The sequence below is a fragment of the Burkholderia sp. 3C genome, from assembly GCF_054589155.1.
Genome location: NZ_BAAILN010000125.1, coordinates 1 through 22,195, shown reverse-complemented (window position 1 = coordinate 22,195; position 22,195 = coordinate 1). Strand labels below are relative to the sequence as shown.

General features: G+C 70.0%; 19 protein-coding genes. 14 read left to right on the top strand and 5 right to left on the bottom strand.

Annotated elements, in window-relative coordinates; genetic code table 11:
* Positions 1-109 precede the first annotated feature (109 nt).
* Entirely contained in the window at positions 110-694 is a 585-nt protein-coding gene (locus ACYP33_RS25105) for a CGNR zinc finger domain-containing protein (RefSeq protein WP_459624348.1), read from the top strand.
* 164 nt (positions 695-858) lie between these two features.
* On the opposite strand, the gene ACYP33_RS25100 is transcribed toward ACYP33_RS25105, so the two are convergent.
* Together ACYP33_RS25100 and ACYP33_RS25095 are read right to left on the bottom strand one after the other, a co-directional pair.
* On the bottom strand, positions 859-993 hold the full coding sequence (locus ACYP33_RS25100; RefSeq protein WP_459624347.1) for a hypothetical protein: 135 nt from the start codon (positions 991-993) through the stop codon (positions 859-861).
* Between the two features lie 373 nt (positions 994-1,366).
* Positions 1,367-4,027, bottom strand: coding sequence for a penicillin-binding protein 1A (locus ACYP33_RS25095; RefSeq protein ID WP_459624346.1), 2,661 nt, complete (start codon positions 4,025-4,027; stop codon positions 1,367-1,369).
* 330 nt (positions 4,028-4,357) lie between these two features.
* On the opposite strand from ACYP33_RS25095, the gene ACYP33_RS25090 reads away from it, so the two are divergent.
* The 9 genes from ACYP33_RS25090 to ACYP33_RS25050 all read left to right on the top strand — a co-directional run bounded on the left by ACYP33_RS25090 (position 4,358) and on the right by ACYP33_RS25050 (position 13,863).
* Positions 4,358-6,187 carry an ATP-binding protein gene (locus tag ACYP33_RS25090; protein ID WP_459624345.1) on the top strand — a complete coding sequence of 610 codons (1,830 nt, stop codon included), beginning with the start codon at positions 4,358-4,360 and terminating at the stop codon, positions 6,185-6,187.
* On the top strand, positions 6,184-6,594 hold the full coding sequence (locus ACYP33_RS25085; RefSeq protein WP_414448788.1) for a response regulator: 411 nt from the start codon (positions 6,184-6,186) through the stop codon (positions 6,592-6,594). Before ACYP33_RS25090 ends, ACYP33_RS25085 begins: the two co-directional genes overlap by 4 nt.
* A complete protein-coding gene (locus ACYP33_RS25080; RefSeq protein WP_414448787.1) occupies positions 6,566-6,946 on the top strand; it encodes an Hpt domain-containing protein in 381 nt (126 codons plus the stop codon). Before ACYP33_RS25085 ends, ACYP33_RS25080 begins: the two co-directional genes overlap by 29 nt.
* A gap of 54 nt (positions 6,947-7,000) precedes the next feature.
* Positions 7,001-7,339: an STAS domain-containing protein gene (locus tag ACYP33_RS25075; RefSeq protein ID WP_414448786.1), complete on the top strand. Its 339-nt coding sequence runs from the start codon at positions 7,001-7,003 to the stop codon at positions 7,337-7,339.
* Between the two features lie 153 nt (positions 7,340-7,492).
* The gene (locus ACYP33_RS25070; protein ID WP_459624344.1) at positions 7,493-8,350 is read left to right on the top strand and encodes an ABC transporter substrate-binding protein; all 858 of its coding nucleotides are present in this window, start codon (positions 7,493-7,495) and stop codon (positions 8,348-8,350) included.
* Complete coding sequence (locus ACYP33_RS25065) at positions 8,347-11,376, top strand: SpoIIE family protein phosphatase (protein ID WP_459624343.1); 3,030 nt, start codon at positions 8,347-8,349, stop codon at positions 11,374-11,376. Before ACYP33_RS25070 ends, ACYP33_RS25065 begins: the two co-directional genes overlap by 4 nt.
* Before the next feature lie 171 nt (positions 11,377-11,547).
* Positions 11,548-11,763 (top strand): hypothetical protein, encoded by a 216-nt coding sequence (locus ACYP33_RS25060; protein ID WP_459624342.1) that lies wholly within the window; start codon positions 11,548-11,550, stop codon positions 11,761-11,763.
* Positions 11,760-12,779 carry a glycosyltransferase family 2 protein gene (locus ACYP33_RS25055; RefSeq protein ID WP_459624341.1) on the top strand — a complete coding sequence of 340 codons (1,020 nt, stop codon included), beginning with the start codon at positions 11,760-11,762 and terminating at the stop codon, positions 12,777-12,779. The genes ACYP33_RS25060 and ACYP33_RS25055 overlap by 4 nt, the downstream gene beginning before the upstream one ends.
* On the top strand, positions 12,697-13,863 hold the full coding sequence (locus ACYP33_RS25050; RefSeq protein WP_459624340.1) for a glycosyltransferase family 2 protein: 1,167 nt from the start codon (positions 12,697-12,699) through the stop codon (positions 13,861-13,863). The genes ACYP33_RS25055 and ACYP33_RS25050 overlap by 83 nt, the downstream gene beginning before the upstream one ends.
* Before the next feature lie 130 nt (positions 13,864-13,993).
* Here ACYP33_RS25050 and ACYP33_RS25045 read toward each other — a convergent pair whose 3' ends face one another.
* Positions 13,994-14,683 carry a response regulator transcription factor gene (locus ACYP33_RS25045; RefSeq protein WP_414440561.1) on the bottom strand — a complete coding sequence of 230 codons (690 nt, stop codon included), beginning with the start codon at positions 14,681-14,683 and terminating at the stop codon, positions 13,994-13,996.
* Positions 14,684-14,874: 191 nt separating this feature from the next.
* On the opposite strand from ACYP33_RS25045, the gene ACYP33_RS25040 reads away from it, so the two are divergent.
* Both ACYP33_RS25040 and ACYP33_RS25035 read left to right on the top strand, forming a co-directional pair.
* A complete protein-coding gene (locus ACYP33_RS25040; RefSeq protein ID WP_414448780.1) occupies positions 14,875-16,299 on the top strand; it encodes a cache domain-containing protein in 1,425 nt (474 codons plus the stop codon).
* Positions 16,296-16,949: a response regulator gene (locus ACYP33_RS25035; protein WP_414448779.1), complete on the top strand. Its 654-nt coding sequence runs from the start codon at positions 16,296-16,298 to the stop codon at positions 16,947-16,949. Before ACYP33_RS25040 ends, ACYP33_RS25035 begins: the two co-directional genes overlap by 4 nt.
* A 24-nt stretch (positions 16,950-16,973) precedes the next feature.
* Here ACYP33_RS25035 and ACYP33_RS25030 read toward each other — a convergent pair whose 3' ends face one another.
* Together ACYP33_RS25030 and ACYP33_RS25025 are read right to left on the bottom strand one after the other, a co-directional pair.
* Positions 16,974-17,495 (bottom strand): cupin domain-containing protein, encoded by a 522-nt coding sequence (locus ACYP33_RS25030; protein WP_459624339.1) that lies wholly within the window; start codon positions 17,493-17,495, stop codon positions 16,974-16,976.
* Positions 17,496-17,639: 144 nt separating this feature from the next.
* Positions 17,640-18,236, bottom strand: coding sequence for an MlaC/ttg2D family ABC transporter substrate-binding protein (locus ACYP33_RS25025; RefSeq protein WP_414448777.1), 597 nt, complete (start codon positions 18,234-18,236; stop codon positions 17,640-17,642).
* Between the two features lie 316 nt (positions 18,237-18,552).
* On the opposite strand from ACYP33_RS25025, the gene hpnN reads away from it, so the two are divergent.
* Positions 18,553-21,183 (top strand): hopanoid transporter HpnN, encoded by a 2,631-nt coding sequence (hpnN, locus tag ACYP33_RS25020; RefSeq protein ID WP_459624338.1) that lies wholly within the window; start codon positions 18,553-18,555, stop codon positions 21,181-21,183.
* Entirely contained in the window at positions 21,176-22,141 is a 966-nt protein-coding gene (locus ACYP33_RS25015) for an MlaA family lipoprotein (RefSeq protein ID WP_459624337.1), read from the top strand. The genes hpnN and ACYP33_RS25015 overlap by 8 nt, the downstream gene beginning before the upstream one ends.
* Positions 22,142-22,195: the final 54 nt, after the last annotated feature.

Here is a 22,195-nt window from a genome sequence, read left to right as displayed (position 1 = left end):
CGTCATGTAACTGGCAACAACGTTTTTTCAGGTTACGGACACGGAACGTAACCTGTCAACATGTTTTTTATGAGTTACAATCCGTCCATCGATTTTCCGGGGGTTCAGGATGAGCACCGCAAGCACGGCCGAGGGCGCGACGGCGCTGTTCGTCGGCGACGATCTCGCGCTCGATTTCATCAACACGAAGTACGGCGTGGACGACGGCCGGCGCGACCTGCTCACGAGCGACGCGGCCGTGGTCGACTGGCTCATGCAGGCCGGCGTGCTGCCAGCCACGGATCGCGGCACCGCGCCGGTCGGCCTGCTGGACGCGGCGCTGGCGCTGCGCACGAGCGCACGCACGCTGGTCGAGCGGCGTCAGGCCGGCCAATGGGCGGACCCGACCACGCTCAACGCGGTGCTCGCATCGGGCCGTCATCATCTGGAATTGCAGTGGACGCAGGCGGGCGAGCCCGCGCTGGTGTCGCGGCGCACGGACCTCGGCGCGGCGGCGGTGCTGCTGCCGGTGGCCGAGGCGCTGGCGCGGCTGCTGGCCGAGGCCGATTTCGGCCTGGTGCGCAAATGCGAGTGCGACGAGTGCACGCTGCTGTTCCACGACCGCACCAAATCGCATCGACGGCGCTGGTGCAGCATGGCGATGTGCGGCAACCGGATGAAGGTCGCGGCGTATCGGGCCCGGCAGAAGGGATGAGCGAAGGGGGAGGCGCAGGGATCGGGGCGGTGAAGCGCCCGCGAAGGCGGGGGAAAATGGTGAAGCCCGATCGCGGCGCGGCGGCGGCGGTTTGAGCCCCCGCTGCCGCACCATGTCGATCGCCTACGGTTAAGAAGCCGTTGCGAAATTAGGTATTGGGCCTGTTAACTTTCTGTCTTGTTTTGCCGGACAGGTCCCTGGATCTGGCCATCGAAGCCCGGCGTGGTGGCCGGGAAGGCCGCGCGCAAGAAGTCAGCAACGCCCTGAGTGATCTGCTGGGAAACGACTAGGGGTTGCATGTCAAAGATCCTCCGCCTTGGCCGTTACATAAGCCTGATGCGGGTGTTTGGCACTTTCCGGGTAACGGAAACGCAGTTCGCCGTCGCGCACCATCGGAATCAGATGCTTGTTACGCAGATATTGCCGAGCAAGGTTGCAAGCTGGTCTCCCGTCAGTGGAGCCCAGGAGCACAGGCGGCGGATGCCTTCTCGCAGGGCTTTCCCCGTGGTGCGGCCTTTCAGGGTTGCAAGAAAGGTTGCAAGCTCGGGCGGCAAGGTTGCAAGTTCAAGGTTGCAAGCTTCGTCGGTTCGGGTGGCATGCTCGGCCGAGCGACTGTGCAGGGTATCGGCATGGGGCGGAACTGTAGCGGCCTAATCAACCCGGACACCGATTTTAGGGGCTCGTGCCGTTGCCGCCCGTGGAGGGCGTGTCGGGCGTGGGCGTCGGCGAATCCGAAGGCGGCTCCGACGGGAAGCCGTTGCCTGCGCCTCCGCCGTTCGCTCCGGCGTTGCCGGGGTTGTAGGCACCGTTTCCGGTACCGCCGTCACCCCCGCTCGCGCCATTGCGTCCACGATTGCCCGCAGCCGGCGCGGGCTGCTGCAACACCGGCGGCGCGGACGCGCTGAACGTATCCACCCCCGACGCCGCCCGCGCACCCGCCGCGCCGCGATTCAGGAACGCGCCGAGCGGGTCCGAACCACCATCGGCCGCCGCCGCCGTGCTGGCAGCGCTAGCGGCACTGGCCGCGCTCGCCGCCTGCTGCTGCGCCTCGTCAGGCACCGGTGCAGGCGCCGGCGTCGCACGCGGCTTCGCCGGCGCGGCCGTCTTCTCCGGCTTCGACGGGAACAGATACGTCATCCAGTCGGTCAGCTTGCCGCGCAGCGTATCGAAGAAGCCCGGCGGCGATTCGGTGTCGAACTTCGCACGCGCATCGATCAGCCTGGCGCGCAACGCACGCTGGTAGAAATCGCCGACCATCGGCAACGCGCTGCGCGCGCCTTGCCCCCAGTTGTCGCCGAGCGTGACGCGACCATCGTCGAAGCCCACCCACGCGCCCGCCACGAGCTGCGGCTGCATCAGGATGAACCAGCCGTCGGTATTGCCCTGCGTGGTGCCGGTCTTGCCCGCCACGTCACCGCGAATCCCGAAGCGCGAGCGGATCGCCGCGCCGGTGCCGCGATTGATCACGCCGCGCAGCGCATCGACCAGCGTGCGCGAGGCCGACGCCGACAACGTGCGCTCCGGTGGCGCGGGCGCGAATTCGGCCAGCACGTTGCCGTTGCGATCCTCGACCTGCGTGACCATGCGCGGCTCGACGTAGCTGCCGAGGTTCGCGATGGTCGCGTAGCCGGACACCATTTCCTTCAGCGTGACCGGGCTGGTGCCGAGCGCCAGCGACGGCACCGCTTCCAGCGTGCTGTCGCGCACGCCCATCTCGCGCGCGAGCCGCGCCACCTTGACCGGACCGACCTGCTGCATCAGTTGCGCGGTGATGCGATTGCGCGAATAGGCGAGCGCGTCGGCCAGCGTCATCGGCTTGCCGGTGGGCGGCTCGGCGTCGTCGGGGCGCCAGATCTCGCCGCCCTTGAGCGGAATTTCGACGGGCTGGTCGATGAACGTGTCGGACGGCTTCATGCCGTCGGCAAACGCCGCGCCGTACACAAACGCCTTGAACGTCGAACCCGGCTGGCGGCGCGCCTGCTGCACATGGTCGAACGGCTCGTTGGTGAAATCGCGGCTGCCCACCCACGCGCGGATCGCGCCGTCGCGCGGGTCGATCGCCATGAAGCCGGCCTGCACGTCGGCCTTCGCCTTGCACAGATTGCGCAGAAAATCGCGATCCTTGTCGAGCGTCTTGAGTGCGGCCGCGTCGTCCGCGCCGCCGTCGCGCGCGGCATGGTACTCGGGCGTCTCGCGGATGAAGGTCTGGAACAGCGGGCTGCCCGCGGCACAGCCGCTGCCCGAATTCCACATGCCGTTGGCGACGCCCTGCAACTGGTTGGCCTGCAGGCGCAGCGCCTGCGTCGCCATCGCCTGCAGCCGCGAATCGATCGTGGTCCTGACGATCAGCCCATCCGAATAGACGTTGTAGTCGTTGCGGTCGGCCCAGCCGATCAGCCATTTCTTCAGTTGCTGCGCGAAGTGCGGCGCGGGGCCGGGCGGCTCCTTCTGGCGCTCGAAATCGATGCGCAGCGGCTTCTTCTGCAACACCGCGAACTGCGCCGGCGTGAGCTTGCCGAACTTGACCATCTGCCCGAGCACCGTGTTGCGCCGTTGCAGCGCGCGCTCGGGGTTGATCACCGGGTTGTAGTAGCTGTTGCCCTTGAGCATGCCCACCAGCGTGGCGCTGTCGAGGATGTCGAGCTGATCGGCGGATTTGTCGAAATAGGTGCGCGCGGCCATCTCCACGCCGTAGGCGTTGTAGAGGAACGGCACCGTGTTCAGGTAGGTTTCGAGGATCTGCGGCTTGCTGTAGACGGCCTCGATCTTCAGCGCCGTGATCGCTTCCTTGAGCTTGCGCGTCAGCGTGGGGGCGCGCCCGATCTCGTCGGGATACAGGTTGCGCGCGAGCTGCTGCGTGATGGTCGAGCCGCCCTGACGGTCGCCCGAAAAGGTATGCAGCGCCGCACCCGCGGTGCGCTTCCAGTCGAGGCCGTGATGCTCGTAGAAGCGGTGATCCTCGGTCGCGATCAGCGCATCGACCATGTGCGGCGAGATGTCGGACAGCGCCACCCATTCGCGATTGGACGGCTTGAACTCGGCCAGCAGCTTGCCGTCGGACGACATCACCTGGGCCGGCGCATCGACGCGCGCCTTGCGGATATCGCCGATGCTCGGCGTGAACGGAATCAGGATCACCACGTACAGCGCCAGCAACGCCGGCAGCGCGGCCACCGCGATCAGCACGCCGCGGCGCGTAGGGTGCCGGACATGCCCGAGCGCACGCGAAACATACGGCCGGGCGTGTTCGACGGCGGCGGCCACCCGGGGCCGGGCGGCGTCCCGCCAGGCGGCGAGGCGGGACAACAGACGAGTCAGGAAACGACGGCTCACGCGAAACACCCGGAAAGGCGAAAGCGTGCATCGTATCAAAGCCGCCGGGGCGGCCGGTCAAGCGCCTGCCCGGCACACCGGGCCGCCGAACGCGATGCGCGCGGGCCGAATTCGCCCGCTCGGTCCGCTGACATCGCCACGATGTTTTTCGCGCCACATTATTTCGGTTTCCGAATCGATGAAAACAGGCATCGGGCAACACGTTCGTGAACGCGGAACCGCCCGCCCGTCTCGCCATTTCTTGCCGTCATCCCGGCGCCCCGGCCCGATGGCATAATCGGTCCCGCTCTCACTCCGTCGCTGCGTGCCGCGCGCCGGCACCTCCCCACGATGACCGATTCGATCACGCTTCCCGCTCCCGACAACCCGCTGCGCGTGCTCGTCGTCGACGACATCGCCGCGAGCCGCACGGAAACCGCCTCGCAAGTTCGCGCGGCCGGCCACCGCGTGATCGAGGCCGACAGCGGCGCGACCGCGCTGCGCATCGTCGAGGGCACCGATGTGGATCTCGTGCTGCTCGACCTGCTGATGCCCGACATGGATGGCTTCGAGGCCACGCGCCGCCTGCGCGCGCTGCACGAGCGCGCCTGGCTGCCGATCGTCGTGATGTCGTCGCTGAGCGGCGCCGAACATTTCGTGCGCGCGGTGGAAGAAGGCGCCGACGACTACCTCGTGAAGCCGGTGGACGGCGCGCTGCTCGCCGCCAAGATCCGCAACATCGGCCACGTGCTCGAGCTGCAATCGCGCGTGTCGCACCTCGCCGCGCACAACCGCGAACTGTTCGATCACGTGGGCGACGCGGTGCTGACCATCGAGGACGGCGTGCACATCTGCGATGCGAACGAGGCCGGCTATGCGCTGCTCGGCCTGGCCGCGTTGCCCGATGACGGCGTGCCGCTCGATTCGCTGCTGCCCGCCGAGCTGGCCGAACGGCTGCGCACCGATACGCCGCCGGCTTCGTGCCAGGCCCACGTGCGCGGCCCCGCGGGCGACGCGTTCCCGGCCGACATCCGCATCAGCCGCTGGCGCAACAGCACGCGCCCGCGCGTCTCGCTGGTGATCCGCGATCTGACCGAACAGCGCCGGCTCGACCGCCTCAAGGACGATTTCCTCAGCACCGTCAGCCACGAGCTGCGCACGCCGCTCACCTCGGTGAAGGGCGCCATCGATCTGCTCGCGGGCGGTGCGGCAGGCGCCTTGCCCGCGCCCGCGCAGAAGCTGGTGGATATCGCGCGCCGCAACGGCGAACGGCTCGGCCGCCTGATCGACGACGTGCTCGACGTCGCCAAGCTCGAAGCCGACCGCATGGCGCTGCAACGCCGCGCCTGCGCGCTCGATACGCTGCTCGACGAGGCGCTGGCCGCCAACCTCGACTACGCGCGCCGCGCGGGCGTGGTGCTCACGCGCGTCGGCAAGCCGTTCGGCTGCGAGGTGTGGGTCGATCCCGACCGCTTCCTGCAGGTGATGGCGAACCTGCTGTCGAACGCGATCAAGAATTCGCCGGCTGGCGGCGCCGTGGAAATCCGCGGCCACGCCGACGGCACGCGTGCCCGGATCGCGGTGCGCGATCATGGCGGCGGCATCCCCGAAGCGTTCCGCGCGCGCATCTTCGAGAAATTCTCGCAAGCCGACGAGCGCGACCGCCGCGTCGGCACCGGCACCGGGCTCGGGCTGCATATCACGCAGGTGCTGGTCGAGCGCATGCACGGCCGGGTCGGGCTGGTATCCACGCCGGGCCACGGCGCCGAATTCCACGTGGACCTGCCGCTCGGCGATGCCTCGGCCACGCTGCCGCCGGCACGCCCGGTGGCGTTCGTGATCGACGCCGATGCGCTCGCCCGCGCCCGCACGGCCGCCGCGCTCGCGCCCCGATTCGACACGATCGAGGCCGCCGCGCCCGACGCGCTGGGTGACGCCGCCGTGATCGCGCCGGCGCTGCTGGTCGCCGATCCCGCGCCGGACAGCACCGAAGCGGCGCACCTCGCGCGCCGCCTGCGAGAAATCGCCGGCCCCGCGCCGATCCTGCTCTACACTGACGACGTTCCGGCCGCCGCTTCGGCACTCGCGGCCGACCGGTTGCCCAAACGCGGCACCGACGACGATGCGCTGCTGCGTGCCGCGCGGCGCATCGCCCACCCCGACGGAGGTTCCCATCGATGAGCGCGACGCTCCACAAGGTGCTCTGCGCGGAGGACGACCCGGATATCCGGGCGATCCTCGAATTCAGCCTCGGCGCGGTTGGCGGCTATGAAGTCCGGCTGTGCCCGGACGGCGCCGACGCACTGGCCGAGGCCGACGCATTCCAGCCCGACCTGATCCTGCTCGACGTGATGATGCCGACGCTGAGCGGCCCCGACACCATGCGCGCGCTGCGCGAAAGGCCGGCGTTGCGCGACACGCCGATCGTGCTGATGTCGGCGCGCGCGCTGCCCGACGAAATCGAGGCGCTGCTCGAACACGGCGCCACCGGCGTGATCGTCAAGCCGTTCGATCCGATGACGCTGCCCGAACATCTGAAGATCTACTGGGATTACGCCCGTGATAAACGCGCCGGACACGCCTCCTGAATTCGAGCGCCAGCTCGCGTTGCTGCGCGCGCGCTTCACCTCCGGGCTCGGCGCACGCCGCGACGAACTGACGGCCGCCTGGCACGAATGGAACGCCCTGGCGGGCACACCCGATGCCGACCGGCCGCGCGCGGTGCTCGCAATCGCGCTGCACCGCCTGGCCGGCGCGGCGCTGTCCTACGGCTTCGAGGCGATCGGCCAGGCCGCGCGCGCGCTGGAAGGGCGCATCACCGCCGACGGCGCGCAGCCGGACAGTCAGAGCGCGCCGTTCGCGGCGCTCGTGGCCGGTATCGACGAGGCGTACGCCGGCGCATCGCGCACCGCCCCCGACACGCCGCCCACGGCCCAATAGCGTCCCCGTGCCGCCGCCCGCCGGGCCGCGGCCAGCCCCAAGAGGATCATCGAGATGGAATTGCAGACCACCCACGCGCCGTCCGGCCCGCTGCTCGTACGCTCGGCCGACCCGCATCTCGACGCCGGCAACGTTCAGGCGTTCAAGGATGCGATCGCACCGCTGCTCGCCCAGGAAGCGCGCATCGTGTTCGACATGTCGTCCCTGAGCTTCGTCGACAGTTCCGGCCTCGGCGCGCTGATCGCGTGCCTGCGCGAGACGCATCGGCGCGGCGGCGATTTCAAGCTGTGCGCGATGACCAAGCCGGTCAACGCGCTGTTCGAGCTGATGCGGATGCATCGCGTGTTCAGCGTGCACGCGAGCGCCGACGACGCGCTCGCCGCGTTCGCGTGAACCCGGGCCGCCCGGCGCACTGATGCCGAAGCGGTCCGTCACGATCGCGCCACACTTTCCGTCCCCACCCATGCTGCAATGCACGCCCGACGGCCCAGCCAGCCCCGGCCGGGCAGCCCACCGATGCGCGCGGAACGCGCAAGGAACGACACGATGGCCCGCTGGCCCGACCTGCGCACTCTGACGAAACGGCTGCCGCGCCGCCCGCCGGCCCGCGCCTCGGCCCATGCTTCGGCCGCGCTGCTGTGCGCCGCGCTCGCGAGTGCTGGCAGCGACGCCGTCGCCGGCAGCGTGCTCGATCGCATCCACGCCACGCGCACGCTGCGCGTGTGCCTCTCGCAAAGCGACGCCGGCATCAACTACCGCGACCCGCGCACCGGCCAGCCACGCGGGCTCGACGTCGATCTGGCGGCCGCGTTCGCCACCGATCTCGGCACCCAGCTCGTGATGATCGACACCCGTTTCGACACCTTCTCCGACGACCTGCTGGCCGAGCGCTGCGACATCGCCATGCTGGCGATCGCCGCCACGGCATCGCGCCATGCCACGCTGCGCTTCAGCAAGCCCTACCTGGAAGGCGGCATCGTCGGGGTCGCATCGCGCGGCAGCGAGGTGGTGCGCAGCTGGGCCGATATCGACCGGCCCGGCGTGCGGGTGGGCGTGCAGCGCGGCTCGCAGGTCGAACCGCGCCTGCGCGAGACGCTCGGGCACGCGACCATCGTGGTGCTCGACCCGCAACGCAACCGCGAGGACGAGCTGCAATCGGGCCGCATCGACGTGCTGATCGGCGGGCTTCCGTATGCGCACCGGCTGCTGGAGAATGCCGAGTGGGCGCGGCTCGTCGCGCCGCCGCAGCCGTTCGATCCGATGCCGTACGCGTATGCGGTGCGCCCCGGCGACGATGCCTGGCTGCACACCGTCGACGCCTTCATCACGCGCATCCAGCACGACGGCCGGCTCGCCGCCGCGGCGCGCCGCCATCACCTGACCGAGGTCATGCTGCTCCAGTGAAACGAATCGAAGCGATCATCCGGCATCACACCGCGCACCTTCCGGCCTGGCTCACCAGCCGCTCGGTGCTGATCGGCGGCACGCTGGCCGGCGCGCTGCTGATCGGCGCGGCCGGCGCGTTCGCCTGGTGGGAGCATCGCGGCGCGATCAACGACGAACGCAACGCCGCCGTGATGCTGGCGCGCGCGCTCGACGACGAAAGCGGGCGCGCGATCGGCACCGCCAATTCGATCGTGCGATCGATCGACAGCATGCTCCAATCGCCCGACCGGGCGGGCGCCGGGCTGGCCGACGCGATGCTCGCGCGCACTATCACCGGCACGCCGGCGATCCGCAGCGTCTCGCTGGTCGACAGCGAGGGCGAGGTGATCGCCAGCTCGTACGAGCCGAACGTGGGCATCCGCATCGATCAATCGCGGCTGCCGGGGCCGCGCGTGCCGAACGCCGACGGCAATCTCACGATCGGCCGGCCGCTCGCGGGCCGCGACCTGGCCGATTCGCTGCTGGTGCGCGGCGCGCGGCCCGCGCCGCCCAATGCGCTGCCGCTGCGCTTCATCCCGCTCGCGCGCACCAGCGTGACGCCGAGCGGCGACGTGGTCCGCATCGTCGTCTCGCTGAACCCCGATTACCTGAAGAGCACGTTCCAGATGCTGCTGGCCGACGCGCCGCGTTCGGCCGCGCTGGTCATGCTCGACGGCACGCCGGTGATATCCACCGGGGCGCCGCTCGACAAGGGCGACAACCTGGTCGGCTCGCCGCTGTTCCGCACGCGGCTGCCGCATGCCGAAGCCGGCGCGTTCTCCGCGCTCGACCTCGACGGCGTAAGCAGCATCGGCGCCTATCGAACCGCGCGGCGCTGGCCGCTCGTCACCATCGTCGCCACCCCGGCCGATCGGGCGCTGGCCGGCTGGCGCGCGCTCGCGTGCTGGGTGGCATTCGGCGCCGGCGCGGTGCTGGTGCTGTGGGGCGTGGTGTGCACGGCCGCCGCGCGCAGCCTGCGCCAGAACGCGCTGACCATCGCCGCGCTCGGCCAGTTGATGCGCGAGATCGCGAGCAGCGAGGCGCGCAACACGGCGGTGCTGACCAGCGCGATGGACGGCATGGTCACGCTCGACGCGCTCGGCCACGTGGTCGAGTTCAACCGCGAGGCCGAACGCATCTTCGGCTACCGCGCCGAAAACCTGATCGGCCAGCCCGGCGAGGCGCTGCTGCCCGACGAGATCCACGAACTGATGCGCGAACGCGCCGCCGGCGAGGACGATCGCTCGAACGCGCCGCGCAGCCGGCTCGAACTGAACGCGCGGCGCGCCAACGGCCGCGTGTTTCCGGCCGAGATCTCGGTCGCGCCGGTGGACGTGGACGGCGAGCTGTTCTACTTCTGCACGGTGCGCGACCTGTCGGAAGCCAAGCGCGTCGCGCAGGAGCGCGCCCAGTTGCTGGCCAAATACCGCGATTCGTCGTCCGACCTGCGCGGCCTGAAGAACGCGCTCGACGAGCACGCGATCGTCAGCATCGTCGCGCCCGACGGCACGTTCCTCTACGCGAATTCGATGCTGGCGTCGGTCAGCGGCTACCCGAGCGACGAACTGATCGGCCAGTCGTTCCGCCTGCTGCGCCCCGACGACGCCGCCGAACAGGCCGTGGACCGCCTGCCCGAGCTGATCCGCGAAGGCGCGCCGTGGAGCGGCCAGCTCGTGCACCGCCGCCGCGACGGCTCGCTGTTCTGGACCGCCTCCACCCTGGTGCCGATCATGAACACGTCGCAGAACACCAAGCACGCGTTCCTGATCCAGACCGACATCAGCCAGCAGGTGGCCGGCGAACACGCGCTGCAGGCCGCGCAGCGCGCCGAATTGGAACTCGGCGCGGGCATCCAGCGCGGCCTGCTGATCGGCGACCTGCCGCCGGCCGTGCACGGCTGCCTGATCGCCAGCTTCAACGTGGCCTCGCGCGGCATCAACGGCGATTTCTTCGACTGGTTCGAATTCGACGAAGGCTGCTTCGACCTGCTGGTCGGCGACGCGATGGGCAAGGGCGTGCCGGCCGCGCTGCTCGGCGCGGCGCTGAAGATGCAGTTCTCGCGCTCGATCGCCGAGCTGATCGCGCACGGCGTGCCCGGCGCACCGCGGCCGTCGCCCGCGCGCATCGTGGCGCACGCGCAGCACGCCATGCACGCGCGGCTGCAGGCGCTCGACAGCTTCGTCACGCTTTGCTACCTGCGCATCGACCGCGCGCGCGGCACCGCCACCTGGGTGGGCTGCGGGCACGAGGAAACCATGGTGTTTCGCGGCAAGGCGCCGCCCGAATTCCTGCGCAATCAGCATCCGCCGCTCGGCGTGATCGAGGAGGACGAGGTGTTCGAGGATACGGTGCGGCTCGGCGCGGGCGACACCGTGGTGCTCTATTCGGACGGCCTGACCGACGCGGTCGATCGTGCCGGCGAGCGATTCGGCCTGAATCGTTTGTCGTCCACGCTGCGCGGGCTGCTGCCGAGCCACCGCCGCCCCGGCACGATCGTGCGCGGCATGCGCGCGGCGGTGGAAGCCTTCACGCACAGCGCGCGGATTCCCGACGACATGACGATGCTGGTGCTGCAACTGCCGGACGGCGAAGCGCTCGCGCGCCGCGCGCGGCTCGACCTGCCGCGCACGCTGTCGCAGTTGCAGTTGCTGCGCGGCTTCGTCATGACGCACGCGGCGGCCGGCATCGGCGAGGACGCCGCCGCCGCGCTCGCGCTGGCCGCCGTCGAACTGGCCAGCAACGTGATGCGCCACGATTCGCAGCCGGGCGACGGGCCGATCGAGGTGGTCTGCACGGCCAATCACGGCGTCGCCACGCTCGAATTCGTCTACGACGGCCGGCCGTTCACGCCGCCGGCCGAGCTGGCGCCCGATTTCTCGGGCGAATCGGAAGGCGGCTTCGGGCTGTTCATCATTCGGGAAAGCTGCGACGAGGTCAGCCACGCGCACCTCAACGGCATCAATCGCGTGCTGCTGACCAAGCGGCAACATACGGTGCCGATCTGACACCACTACCGGGGCGGCCGCACAGGCCGCCCCGGTAGTAGCCGTTTTCTCCTCAAGTCCCTCGAACGTCAGGCATCCGGCCCTTTATAGGTACCTACGTTTGCAGTTTCGTCACGATTCCTCGGCCGATTCGCGTTGAAATACGCCCATCCACGCAGCAGGGGCTACGCGATGATCGCAATTTCTTTGGACGCACAACAACGTTGCAGCCGCCAGTCGGGCGGCAGGCAGGACGACGTTCGCCTGCAGCCGGGACGGATGCGTCATCTGCCGCAATCGGCCCGCGAATGGCGCCGGCTGCGCGCGAACGCCGCGCCGCTGCGCCGTCAGCCCGCGCCGTGCTGGGTCGGCAGCGCGTTCCGCGCGCCGATGGAGGAAGAATTTTGAACGCGCCGCGCATCGCCGTGGTGGTGACGGGGCGCGATCGCGGCGGCGCACTGTCGCGCTGCCTGCGCAGCGTGCACGGCGCCGACTGGCATGATCTGCCGGTCGAGGTGATCTACGCGACCGATACGCCGCTCGGCCGGGACGCCGCGCTGGCCGCCCTGAAAGGCGCCCGCGTGGTGCGGGCCGAATCGCTCGCGGCCCACCATCCGGTCACGCGCGGCGCGATGCGCAACGCCGGCTGGCGCGCGACCGAAGCCGACACGGTGCTGTTTCTCGCCGCCGATACGCTGCTCGACCGTCAATTTCCGCGCAAGGCGCTCGCCCAACTCGAACGGCACGGCTACGCCGCCGTGCGCGGCCAATGCCGCGAAGCGCTGCCGCATCAGTCCGGCTACGCGGCCGTGGTCGACCTGGACGGCCTGATGCCGGCCGGCGACGCGCTCGATTGCGCCGGCGATGCGCTGTACCGCCGCGAAGCACTCGATGAAGCCGGCGGCTTCGACCCCTATTACATCGACGGCGAAGCCGCCGACCTGTGCCAGCGCCTCAACGCGCAACGCTGGCAGATCGCCGAGCTGGATCTGCCGATGGCGCGCCACGACGACGCGCTGGCGCGCTTTGGCGACTATTGGCGCCGCGCGGTGCGGATCGGCGAATCCTATGCGGCCGCCGATGCGCGCGCCGAAGGCCGCGCCGCGTTTCCGCACGGCCATGCGCCGCAACGCAACCTGGCCTGGAGCGCCGCGCTCGGCGTGGCGCTGCTGACCTTTTCCGTGCTGCTCGCCGTGCTGCCGCAGATCGCGTGGAGCATCGCCGCGCTGTTCGCCGCCGCGCTGCTGCACACCACGCTGAACGCCCGCTCGAATGCCGGCGATTGGCGTCTTGCCACGCTCTATGCGCTGCATGCGCATCTGCAACAACTGCCGATTCTCTATGGCCAACTCGCCTATCGCAGCCGTTACGCCGCCGCACGTGCGCGACGCGCGGCTCGCCACCAGCCTGGCGAAGCGCAATGACGAGGCCGGCCGCGCGCCAGCGCCGGAATCCACCGTGATCCGGCTCTATGGCACCCGGCAGGCCGCGCCGTCCGACACCCGCCCGTCCCCGCACAAGCACGTGCTGGCCCGACGGGCGTTGTCGATCCTGATCGTCGCGCACAACGCCGCCGATCGGATCGACGCGCAACTCGAGATGCTGGCGATGGCCGCGCGCTATCGCGACTGGCAGGTGATCGTGATCGACAACGCCTCGACCGACGGCACCGCCGAGCGCATCGAGACGCGCTTCGACTGGGTGCGGCTGATCCGCTCGCCGGTCAATCTCGGCTATGCGGCGGCCTGCAACCTGGCCGCGCAGGAGGCGCTCGGCGCGCTGCTGCTGTTCCTGCATCCCGGCGCTCACGCGCAGCCCGCGATGATCGCGCGCGCCGCCGCGCGCATGCTCGTCAATCCGCAGGTGGGCATCGCGGGCGGGCGGCTGGTCGATCGGCAGGGCTACGACGTGCCGACCTCGCACCGGTTCCCGACCACCCTCGGCGACGCGTTCGCGTGGCGCGGGCCGGCCGCGCACGGCGAGCAGCCGCGTCATCCGGCGCTCGATCCCGACCTGCTGCCGCGTCCGCCGGCGCGTCGCGTCGATTGGGTGTCCGACGCGTTCGCGATCGTGCGGCACGACGTATTCCGCTATCTCGACGGCTTCGATACGCGCTTCTTCATGTATTGCGAGGACATCGATTTCTGCCGGCGCGTGGGCGAGGCCGGTTTCGAGGTGATGGTGTGGCCGGACGTGCGGGCGCGGTTCGTGGCGCGCACCCATGCCGATGCCTGGTTCGAACCGCAGGCGGCGGCCCAGCGCGAACGCTGGCGGCTGCGCAGCCGCCTGCTCTATCTCGGCAAGCATCGCGGCACGACCAGCGCGTGGCTCGCGAACCGCGTCGAATCGGCGTGGCTCACGCTGGCGGGATGGGGGTATCGCTGCGGCGGCGGGTTGTCGTCGAGCGGACAGGGGCATCGTCATGCGCTGGCCCGACGCGCACAGGTGGAAGACGCCTGGCGCGCCACCGACGGCGGCCGAAACGCGCCGCCCGGCCCGTGGCAATGACGCGCATAGGTACGACGATCGAAACAATCGCAGGGAATGAAACGAAAACGCCGCAGCGCGTCGCGATGCACGACGCGCTGCGGCGTTGACCGCCTTGTGAACGCAGCCTTGTGAAGCCGGCCGCCCGGCTTTACTCCGGCGCGTCGAGCCGCACGCAGCGGTAGCCGTAGCCGTAGATCGGGATCACCTTCCAGCCGTTCGAGCCGTCGAGTTGCAGCTTCTTGCGCAGGCGGCTCACGTGGGTGTCGACGGTGCGCGTGTCCACATCGGCATGCACGCCCCACACGCGGTTCAGCAGGTGATCGCGCGACAGCAACTGGCCCGGGCTCTGGAACATGTAGACGGCCAGATCGAATTCCTTCTGGGTCAGATCGACCGCCGTGCCGTTCACGGAGATCCGCACGCGCTGGATGTCGATCTCGTAGGCGCCGAGCGTGAGCGGCGCCTTGCCGCCCAGCCCGTAGCGGCGCGCCACGGCCGCGATCCGCGCCAGCATCTCGGCCGAGCGGGCCGGCTTGACGAGGTAATCGTCGGCGCCGGCGCGCAGCGCGGTCAGCACGGTCTGCTCGTCGTCGCGCGCGGTCAGCACGATCACCGGCACGTTCCAGCCGAGGTTGTCGCGCACCCACTGGATCATCGCGTCGCCCGTGGTGTCGGGCAGCATCCAGTCGATCACGAGCAATTGGTAGCGGTCGTTCTTCAGCGCCTCGGTGAATGCGGCGCCCGTTGCGAAACCCTGTGCGCGATGCCCGCCATGTTCGAGCCACAACATGATCAGGTCGCGTTGGTCGGCATCGTCTTCCAGCACGGCGGTCAGCATTGCGGGTACTCCATCCAGAAAATGGCCCCATCTTACTCACCCCGTGGGCGATTGGGAAATCGACTTCTCACATCGCCGCGCGCGCGAGGCCGGCAAGCGTGCACGGCCGGCCGCGCTGCGGCGCGGCGAAATCGCGGACAATAGCGCCGGCGCCCGCCCCACGGCGGGCCGTGTTTCCCCGTCGACCGAACATGAAACTCAAGGCGAAGATCCTCCTGCTCGCGATCGTGCCGTTCCTGGCCGCGATCGCCGCGATCGGCTTCGGCGTGCGCCAGCAGGCCACGTCGCTGGCGCGCGCGCAGCACGAGACGATCGAATCGGCCTATCTGGCCAGCAAGGAACTCGAACTCAAGCATTACGTCGAGCTGGCGACCAGCGCGATCGCGCCGCTGTACGCCGCCTCGCGCGACGGCGCGGCCGGCGAGGACACGCGGCGCGCCCAGGCGCTCGAAATCTTGCGCAAGATGGATTTCGGCCCCGACGGCTACTTCTTCGTCTACGACCTGCAGGGCAATTCGCTGATGCATCCGCGCGAGCCCGAGCGCGTGGGCCGCAACTTCTGGGCGATGCGCGACGCATTGGGCGCGCCCACCATCCAGCAGCTGGTGGATGCGGCCTCGCACGGCGGCGGCTACGTGCGCTACCAGTGGCAGCGGCCGTCCACCGGGCGCATCGAGGGCAAGCTCGGCTACGTGGTGGCGCTCGAACGCTGGGGCTGGATGCTCGGCACCGGCATCTATCTCGACGACGTCGATCGCGCGCTGGCCAACATCGACGCACGCGCCTCGGCCGAAATCGACAGCACGATGAAAGGGCTGGCCGCGATCGCGCTGGCCGGCGCGGCCGTGATCGCGCTGTGCGCGCTGGTGCTCAACGTCAGCGAATCGCGCCACGCCGATGCGCGTCTGAAAGCGCTCGCGCAGCGCGTGGTGGAATCGCAGGAAGACGAACGCGCGCGGCTCTCGCGCGAGCTGCACGACGGCATCAGCCAGATGATGGTGTCGGTCAAGCTGATGCTCGAATCGGTGCTGGAACGGCTCGAACGCGGCCCGGCGCGCGATGCGTCGGCCGAAGGCGCGCTGGCCAAGAGCGCCACGCGGCTCGGCGACGTGCTGCGCGAGGTGCGCCGCATCTCGCATGCGCTGCGGCCCGCGATGCTCGACGATCTCGGCCTGGCCGCCGCGCTCGATCAGTTGATCCGCGAATTGCAGGGGCAGGGCGAGAGCGGCGTCGAGATCGGCTACACGCAGGTCGCCCATTCGGGCGCGCCGCCGCTGCCGGCCGCCGTCAACACCGCGCTGTTCCGGATCGCCCAGGAAGCGCTGACCAACCTGCTGCGCCATGCGCAGGCCACGCGCGGCGCGGTGTCGCTCGACATCGGCGCGCATTCGGTGGCCCTCAGCGTGGCCGACAACGGCCGCGGCTTCGACGTCGAACGCACCCAGGCCGATCCGCACCGCGGCGTCGGGCTGCGCAACATGCGCGAGCGCATCGCGGCGCTCGGCGGCATCCTCACGATCCGGTCGCAGCCGGGCCACACGGTGATCAGCGCGCGCGTGCCGCTGCGCGCCACTGCGCCCGCCGCCGCCCGACCCACCGACACGGAATCACGATGACGGCTTTCTCTCCCGACGCTTCGGCGCCCACCGCCCGGCTGCTGCTGGTCGACGATCACCCGCTGGTGCGCGACGGCCTCAAGATGCGGCTCGAAGCCGTGCCGGGCCTGGTGGTGGCCGGCGAGGCCGGCAATGCGGCCGACGCGCTCGCGCTGGCCGCATCGCTCGAACCCGATCTCGCGCTGATGGATGTCGGCATGCAGGGCATGAACGGCATCGCGCTGGCCGGCGTGTTCCACGAGCGCTTTCCGGCGATCCGGGTGGTGATGCTGTCGATGCACGACAACGTCGAATACGTGACGCAGGCCGTGCGGGCCGGCGCGAGCGGCTATCTGCTGAAGGATTCGCCGGCCAGCGAGATCGTGCGCGGCATCGGCGCGGTGCTGGCCGGGCAGACCTTCTTCAGCGAGGGGCTGGCCGCGCGGATGATCCACGCCAGCGCGGGGGCCGGGCCGGTGGAGCGGCTCACGCCGCGCGAGCGCGACATTCTGGATGCGCTGGCCGAGGGGCTGTCGAGCAAGCAGATCGCGCAGCAGAACGGGTTATCCGTGCGCACCGTCGAGACGCACCGGCTCAACCTCAAGCGCAAGCTCGGCATCGAGGGGCAGGCGGAATTGATCAAGTTCGCGGTGGAACAGCGCCGCCGTTAAGCGGTGGGCGGCGAGCCGCGGGCCTCAGCGCGCGAGGCGCGCGACGGCTTCGGCGTGCTGCGGGAACTGGCGCGCGAGCGCCTGCGGGTCGGCCAGCTCGAATTCGGCGAACTCGAAGCCCGGCGCGACCGTGCAGCCCACCAGCGCGAACCCGGCCGAGTCGGCGCAGGCCGCGCCGAACCAGCGCCCGGCCGGCACCACGGCCTGGCTCACGGCACCGGGATGCAGCAGCGGATTGCCGAGACGGTGGATCACGAGGCCGTCGGCATCGTCGAGCAGGTAGACGTCGAGCGGATCGCCCGCGTAGAAATGCCAGACCTCGTCGGAGCGGATTCGATGCCAGGCGGAATACGCGCCGTCGCACAACAGGTAATAGATCGCCGTGGAGGCGCTGCGCGACGCGCCGTCGGCCTCGCGCCCCACGCGCAGCGGCGCGCGGTAGGTTTCGCGGAAATAGCCGCCTTCGGGGTGCGGCAGCAGCGCGAAACGCTCGATCAGTTCGGCGGCGGCGGGGTGGGCGGAAGCGGGCGCGGCGGTAGGCGGCATCGGAAGCACCTGGGAGCGGAGGGGGCGGCGCGGGCGCGCCAAGGCAGCAAGGCATGTGCCCGGACCGACGGCGAAACCGGAGCGGGCGGCCTGCAGATCAGGCCGGCCGGGGCGCATCGGCTGACGCGCCCCGGCCGCATCACGTCAGTTGACGCGCGCGTTGTGCTTCTGCAGGAACGCGATCAGGCCATCGATGCCGCCCGCGGCGAGCTGCGCCTTGAACTGGCCTTGATAGACCTGGATCAGCCACGCACCGGACATGTCGATGTCGTAGATCTTCCAGTCGTTGCCGTCCTTGCCGAGCCGGTAGCCGACGTTCTGCGTGTCGCCCGGCGTGGTCACGGTGGACTGCACCAGCGCATCGCTGCCGTTCGCGCCGCCCGCCTTGAACGAGAACTTCGCGTCCTGGCCGCCGAGCTGGGCCAGCGAGGCCGCATAGGTGCGCGTCATCAGGAGCCGAAATTGCTTGTACAGCTCCTGTTGCTGGGCCGGGCTGGCCTTGCCCCAGTCGGCCCCGACGGCGATCCGCGTGGTGCGCTCGAAGTTGGTGACGGGCAGGAAACGCGTCTCGACGACCTGCGTGATCTTGCCCATGTCGCCGCCGCGCGCGCCCGGATCGGTCTTCATGGCGTTGACCGTGCCTTCGACGGCGTTACGAACCACGTCCACGGGGGCGCTTTGCGCGAAAGCCGACACGGAGACGGCCGCCGCAGCGACGAATGCAATCAGATGACGTTTCATACGGTGTTCGTGCTCGCTAAAAAAAGAAGCCGGCGCCAATAGGCTCCGGATCGAAACAGTATAGCGGCCCGAGCCGGGCGCAGCGCCGTCGAGCCCGCTGCGGAGCGCGCCGTTACGTTTCGCTTACGTTTGTCACGGACTACTGACATGATGTGGCCGGCGGCGCGCCGCATCCGGCCACCCGATGCCGGTCGGGTCGGACGCTTTTTCCGCCGATCGCCCCGGCCAGCACCGCTGCGTGGGGATAACAGCCCCGAAATCGTGGCGCCGGTATACTTGAGCACTTTGTCCGAAGGACGTCCCGCCAGCCCGCCCCATGCTGACAACCCTACTCGTCCGACTCGTTGCCTGGTCGGTGCGGCGCCCGTTGCTGGTCGTCGCGCTATCGCTCGTGATCGCCGCGTTCAGCGGCGTCTATACCGTCCAGCATTTCAAGATCAACACCGACATCAGCAAGCTGATCGACAACGCGCCGCAATGGGCCGCGCTCGGCAAGGCCGTGGACGACGCGTTCCCGCAGCGCAGCCAGACCATCCTCGCGGTGGTGGAAGCGCCCGCGCCCGAATTCGCCTCGGCCGCCGCCAACGCGCTGGCCGCCGCGCTGGAGAAGGACACCCAGGCCGGCAAGATCGGCCAGGTGTCGCTGCCGGCCGGCGGGCCGCTGTTCGAGCGCGACGCGCTGCTGTTCCTCACGCCCGACGACGTCAAGCGCACCACCGCGAAGCTCGCCGACGCCCGCCCGCTGGTCAACACGCTGGCGCAGGACCCGAGCGTGCGCGGCCTCGCCACCACGCTGTCCACCACGCTCGGCCAGCCGCTGCTGACCGGCCAGGTCACGCTGCCGGGCATGAAGACGCTGCTCGCCCGCGCCGCCGCCACCGTCGACGATGTGCTGGCCGGCAAGCCCGCCGCGTTCTCGTGGCGCGCGCTGGTCGATAGCGATTCGGCGAAACAGCCGGCGTTCGCGTTCGTGACGGTCGAGCCGATGGTCAACTACGGTGCGCTGAAGGCCGGCGAGCAAACCTCCCAGACCATCCGCGCCACCGCCGCCTCGCTCGGCCTCGACAAGCGCTTCGGCGCCGTGGTGCGCCTGACCGGCGAGCAGCCGCTGGCCGACGAGGAATTCGCGTCGGTGCAAGACGGCGCCGCCGTCAACGGCATCGGCACGCTGATCGTCGTCCTGATCATTCTGTGGCTCGCGCTGCGCTCGAAGCGGATGATCGGCGCGGTGCTGATCACGCTGGTGGTGGGCCTGGTCGTGACGGCCGCGCTCGGCCTCGCGATGGTCGGCTCGCTGAACATGATCTCGGTGGCGTTCATGGTGCTGTTCGTCGGGCTGGGCGTGGATTTCGCGATCCAGTACGGCGTGAAATACCGCGAGGAGCGCCACCGCGATCCGAACCTCGATCACGCGCTGCTCGGCGCGGCGCATGCGATGGGCATGCCGCTCTCGCTGGCCACGGCGGCCGTGGCGGCCAGCTTCTTCTCGTTCCTGCCCACCGCCTATCGCGGCGTGTCGGAGCTGGGCCTGATCGCCGGGGTGGGCATGTTCGTGGCATTCCTGACCACCATGACCCTGCTGCCCGCGCTGCTCAAGCTCATGCACCCGCCGGGCGAGGCCAAGGCGCCGGGCTTCCCGCGCCTCGCGCCAGTGGATGATTACCTCGACCGGCACCGCAAGCCGATCCTGATCGGCACGCTGGCGGTGGTGATCTGCGCGCTGCCGCTGCTCACGCGCCTGCATTTCGACTTCAACCCGCTGCACCTGAAGGATCCGCACACCGAATCGATGGCCACGCTGATCGCGCTGAAGGATTCGCCGGAAGCGGGTGTCAACGACGTGCACATGCTCGCGCCCACGCTGGCCGACGCCGACGCGGCGGCCGCGCGCCTCGCGAAGCTGCCGGAAGTGGGCCGCACCACCACGCTCACGTCGTTCCTGCCGCCCGACCAGCCCGAGAAGCTCGCCACCATCAAGACGGCCGCCGACACGCTGCTGCCCGCGCTGACGCAACCGGCCGCGCCGCCCGCCGCCGACGCGCAACGCGTGGCCGCGCTCAAGCGCGCGTCGGCGCTGCTCGAATACGCGTCGGAAGATCACCCCGGCGCGGGCGCGGCGGAGGCCAAGCATCTGTCGCAATCGCTCGCCAAGCTGGCCGCCGCCGATGCCGCCGCGCGCGACCGCGCCGAGGTGGCGTTCTCGAACACGCTGACCCTCGCGCTCGGCCAGCTCGCCTCGCTGCTGCAGCCGTACGAGATCACGCGCGCGAACCTGCCGCCGCAGATGGTGCGCGATTGGGTGGCGCCCGACGGAAGCGCGCTGGTGCAGATTTCCCCGAAGGTGCCGCCGGGCGTCGACCCCGGCGACGACACCATGCTGCGCCATTTCGCGCAGGCCGTGAAACGCGCCGAGCCGGCCACCATCGGCGGCCCGATCTCGATCCTGCATTCGGCCGACACCATCATCAAGGCGTTCCTGCAAGCCGCCGCGCTGTCGCTCGTGTCGATCACGATCCTGTTGTGGATCACGCTGCGCCGCTTCGGCGACGTGCTGCGCACGCTGATCCCGCTGCTGGTGTCGGGCGTGGTCACGCTCGAGCTGTGCGTGGTGTTCGGCATGCCGCTGAACTTCGCCAACATCATCGCGCTGCCGCTGATGCTCGGCGTGGGCGTGGCGTTCAAGGTGTACTTCGTGATGGCATGGCGCGCGGGCCAGACCGGCCTGCTGCATTCGAGCCTCACGCACGCGGTGCTGTTCAGCGCCGCGACCACGGCCACCGCGTTCGGCAGCCTGTGGTTATCGCATCACCCGGGCACGGCGAGCATGGGCAAGCTGCTCGCGCTCGCACTATCCTGCACGCTGATCGGCGCCGTGGTGTTCCAACCCGTGCTGATGGGCAAACCGCGCGTGCCACGCGCGCCCCAATCTCCCGACATCAATGAATAAACTGCGAATCCTGGCCGCGAGCCTGACCGCCGGCGCACTCCTGAGCGGTTGCGCGACCGGCCCCAACCGTACCCCGGGCGACCCGCTCGAACCGATGAATCGCGTGATCTTCTCCGTCAACGATACGGTCGACACGCATTTCGCCGCGCCGATCGCGCGGGGCTACCAGAAGGTCACGCCCACGCCGCTGCGCACCGCGATCAGCAGCTTCTTCTCGAACATCAGCGACATCGGCAACGTCGCCAACAACCTGCTGCAATTGCGCGTGACCGACGCCACCGAGGACGTGATGCGGGTGGTGATCAATACGGTGTTCGGCGTGGGCGGGCTGTTCGACGTGGCGACGGTGGCCGGGCTGCCGAAGCACCATCAGGATTTCGGCCTGACGCTCGCGCGTTGGGGCGTGCCGGCCGGCCCGTACCTGGTGCTGCCGCTGTTCGGGCCGAGCTCGTTCCGCGACGGCGTGGGCCGCACGGTGGACGTGCGCTTCAACCTGCTGAACTACATCGAGCCGGCCGTGCGAAACCCGATGTACATCGGGCAATTCATCAGCGGGCGTTCCGACCTGCTCGGTGCGTCGGACCTGCTGCAGCAGGCTGCGCTCGACAAGTATTCGTTCGTGCGCGACGCCTACACGCAGCAACGCCAGTCGCAGACGTATCACGGCTCGCTGCTGCGCACGTCGGGCGCGGCCGGCACGCTGCCGGGCGGGCTGCCGAATTACGACGATCCGGGCGCGAGCACCGGCGCGGGTGGCGCGAACGGCGAGCCGACCGGCCTGCCGAACTACGCCGATCCGGGCGCGGATGCAGCAGCGTCGGGCGCCAGCACGCCGGCGGCGGCTTCCGGCGCCGCGGCCACGGCCGCGCCGTCCTCGCCGCTGGCACCGTCGATCCCCGTGCCGCCGGCGGCTCCGGCTTCGCAAGCCGCGCCCGCCAGCGCCCCCGCCGCGCCCTGAGCGGGGCGCCTCGCACCCGCCCCGTCGCGGCCCGGCGGCGCCTCGCTTGCGAAG

Excerpts from the sequence above, each read along its gene's own strand:
- ACYP33_RS25105 (WP_459624348.1), top strand. The coding sequence starts at position 110 with ATGAGCACCGCAAGCACGGCCGAGGGCGCGACGGCGCTGTTCGTCGGC.
- ACYP33_RS25100 (WP_459624347.1), bottom strand. The coding sequence starts at position 993 with ATGCAACCCCTAGTCGTTTCCCAGCAGATCACTCAGGGCGTTGCTGAC.
- ACYP33_RS25090 (WP_459624345.1), top strand. The coding sequence starts at position 4,358 with ATGACCGATTCGATCACGCTTCCCGCTCCCGACAACCCGCTGCGCGTG.
- ACYP33_RS25085 (WP_414448788.1), top strand. The coding sequence starts at position 6,184 with ATGAGCGCGACGCTCCACAAGGTGCTCTGCGCGGAGGACGACCCGGAT.
- ACYP33_RS25075 (WP_414448786.1), top strand. The coding sequence starts at position 7,001 with ATGGAATTGCAGACCACCCACGCGCCGTCCGGCCCGCTGCTCGTACGC.
- ACYP33_RS25070 (WP_459624344.1), top strand. The coding sequence starts at position 7,493 with ATGGCCCGCTGGCCCGACCTGCGCACTCTGACGAAACGGCTGCCGCGC.
- ACYP33_RS25060 (WP_459624342.1), top strand. The coding sequence starts at position 11,548 with ATGATCGCAATTTCTTTGGACGCACAACAACGTTGCAGCCGCCAGTCG.
- ACYP33_RS25050 (WP_459624340.1), top strand. The coding sequence starts at position 12,697 with ATGGCCAACTCGCCTATCGCAGCCGTTACGCCGCCGCACGTGCGCGAC.
- ACYP33_RS25045 (WP_414440561.1), bottom strand. The coding sequence starts at position 14,683 with ATGCTGACCGCCGTGCTGGAAGACGATGCCGACCAACGCGACCTGATC.
- ACYP33_RS25040 (WP_414448780.1), top strand. The coding sequence starts at position 14,875 with ATGAAACTCAAGGCGAAGATCCTCCTGCTCGCGATCGTGCCGTTCCTG.
- ACYP33_RS25035 (WP_414448779.1), top strand. The coding sequence starts at position 16,296 with ATGACGGCTTTCTCTCCCGACGCTTCGGCGCCCACCGCCCGGCTGCTG.
- ACYP33_RS25030 (WP_459624339.1), bottom strand. The coding sequence starts at position 17,495 with ATGCCGCCTACCGCCGCGCCCGCTTCCGCCCACCCCGCCGCCGCCGAA.
- ACYP33_RS25025 (WP_414448777.1), bottom strand. The coding sequence starts at position 18,236 with ATGAAACGTCATCTGATTGCATTCGTCGCTGCGGCGGCCGTCTCCGTG.
- hpnN (WP_459624338.1), top strand. The coding sequence starts at position 18,553 with ATGCTGACAACCCTACTCGTCCGACTCGTTGCCTGGTCGGTGCGGCGC.
- ACYP33_RS25015 (WP_459624337.1), top strand. The coding sequence starts at position 21,176 with ATGAATAAACTGCGAATCCTGGCCGCGAGCCTGACCGCCGGCGCACTC.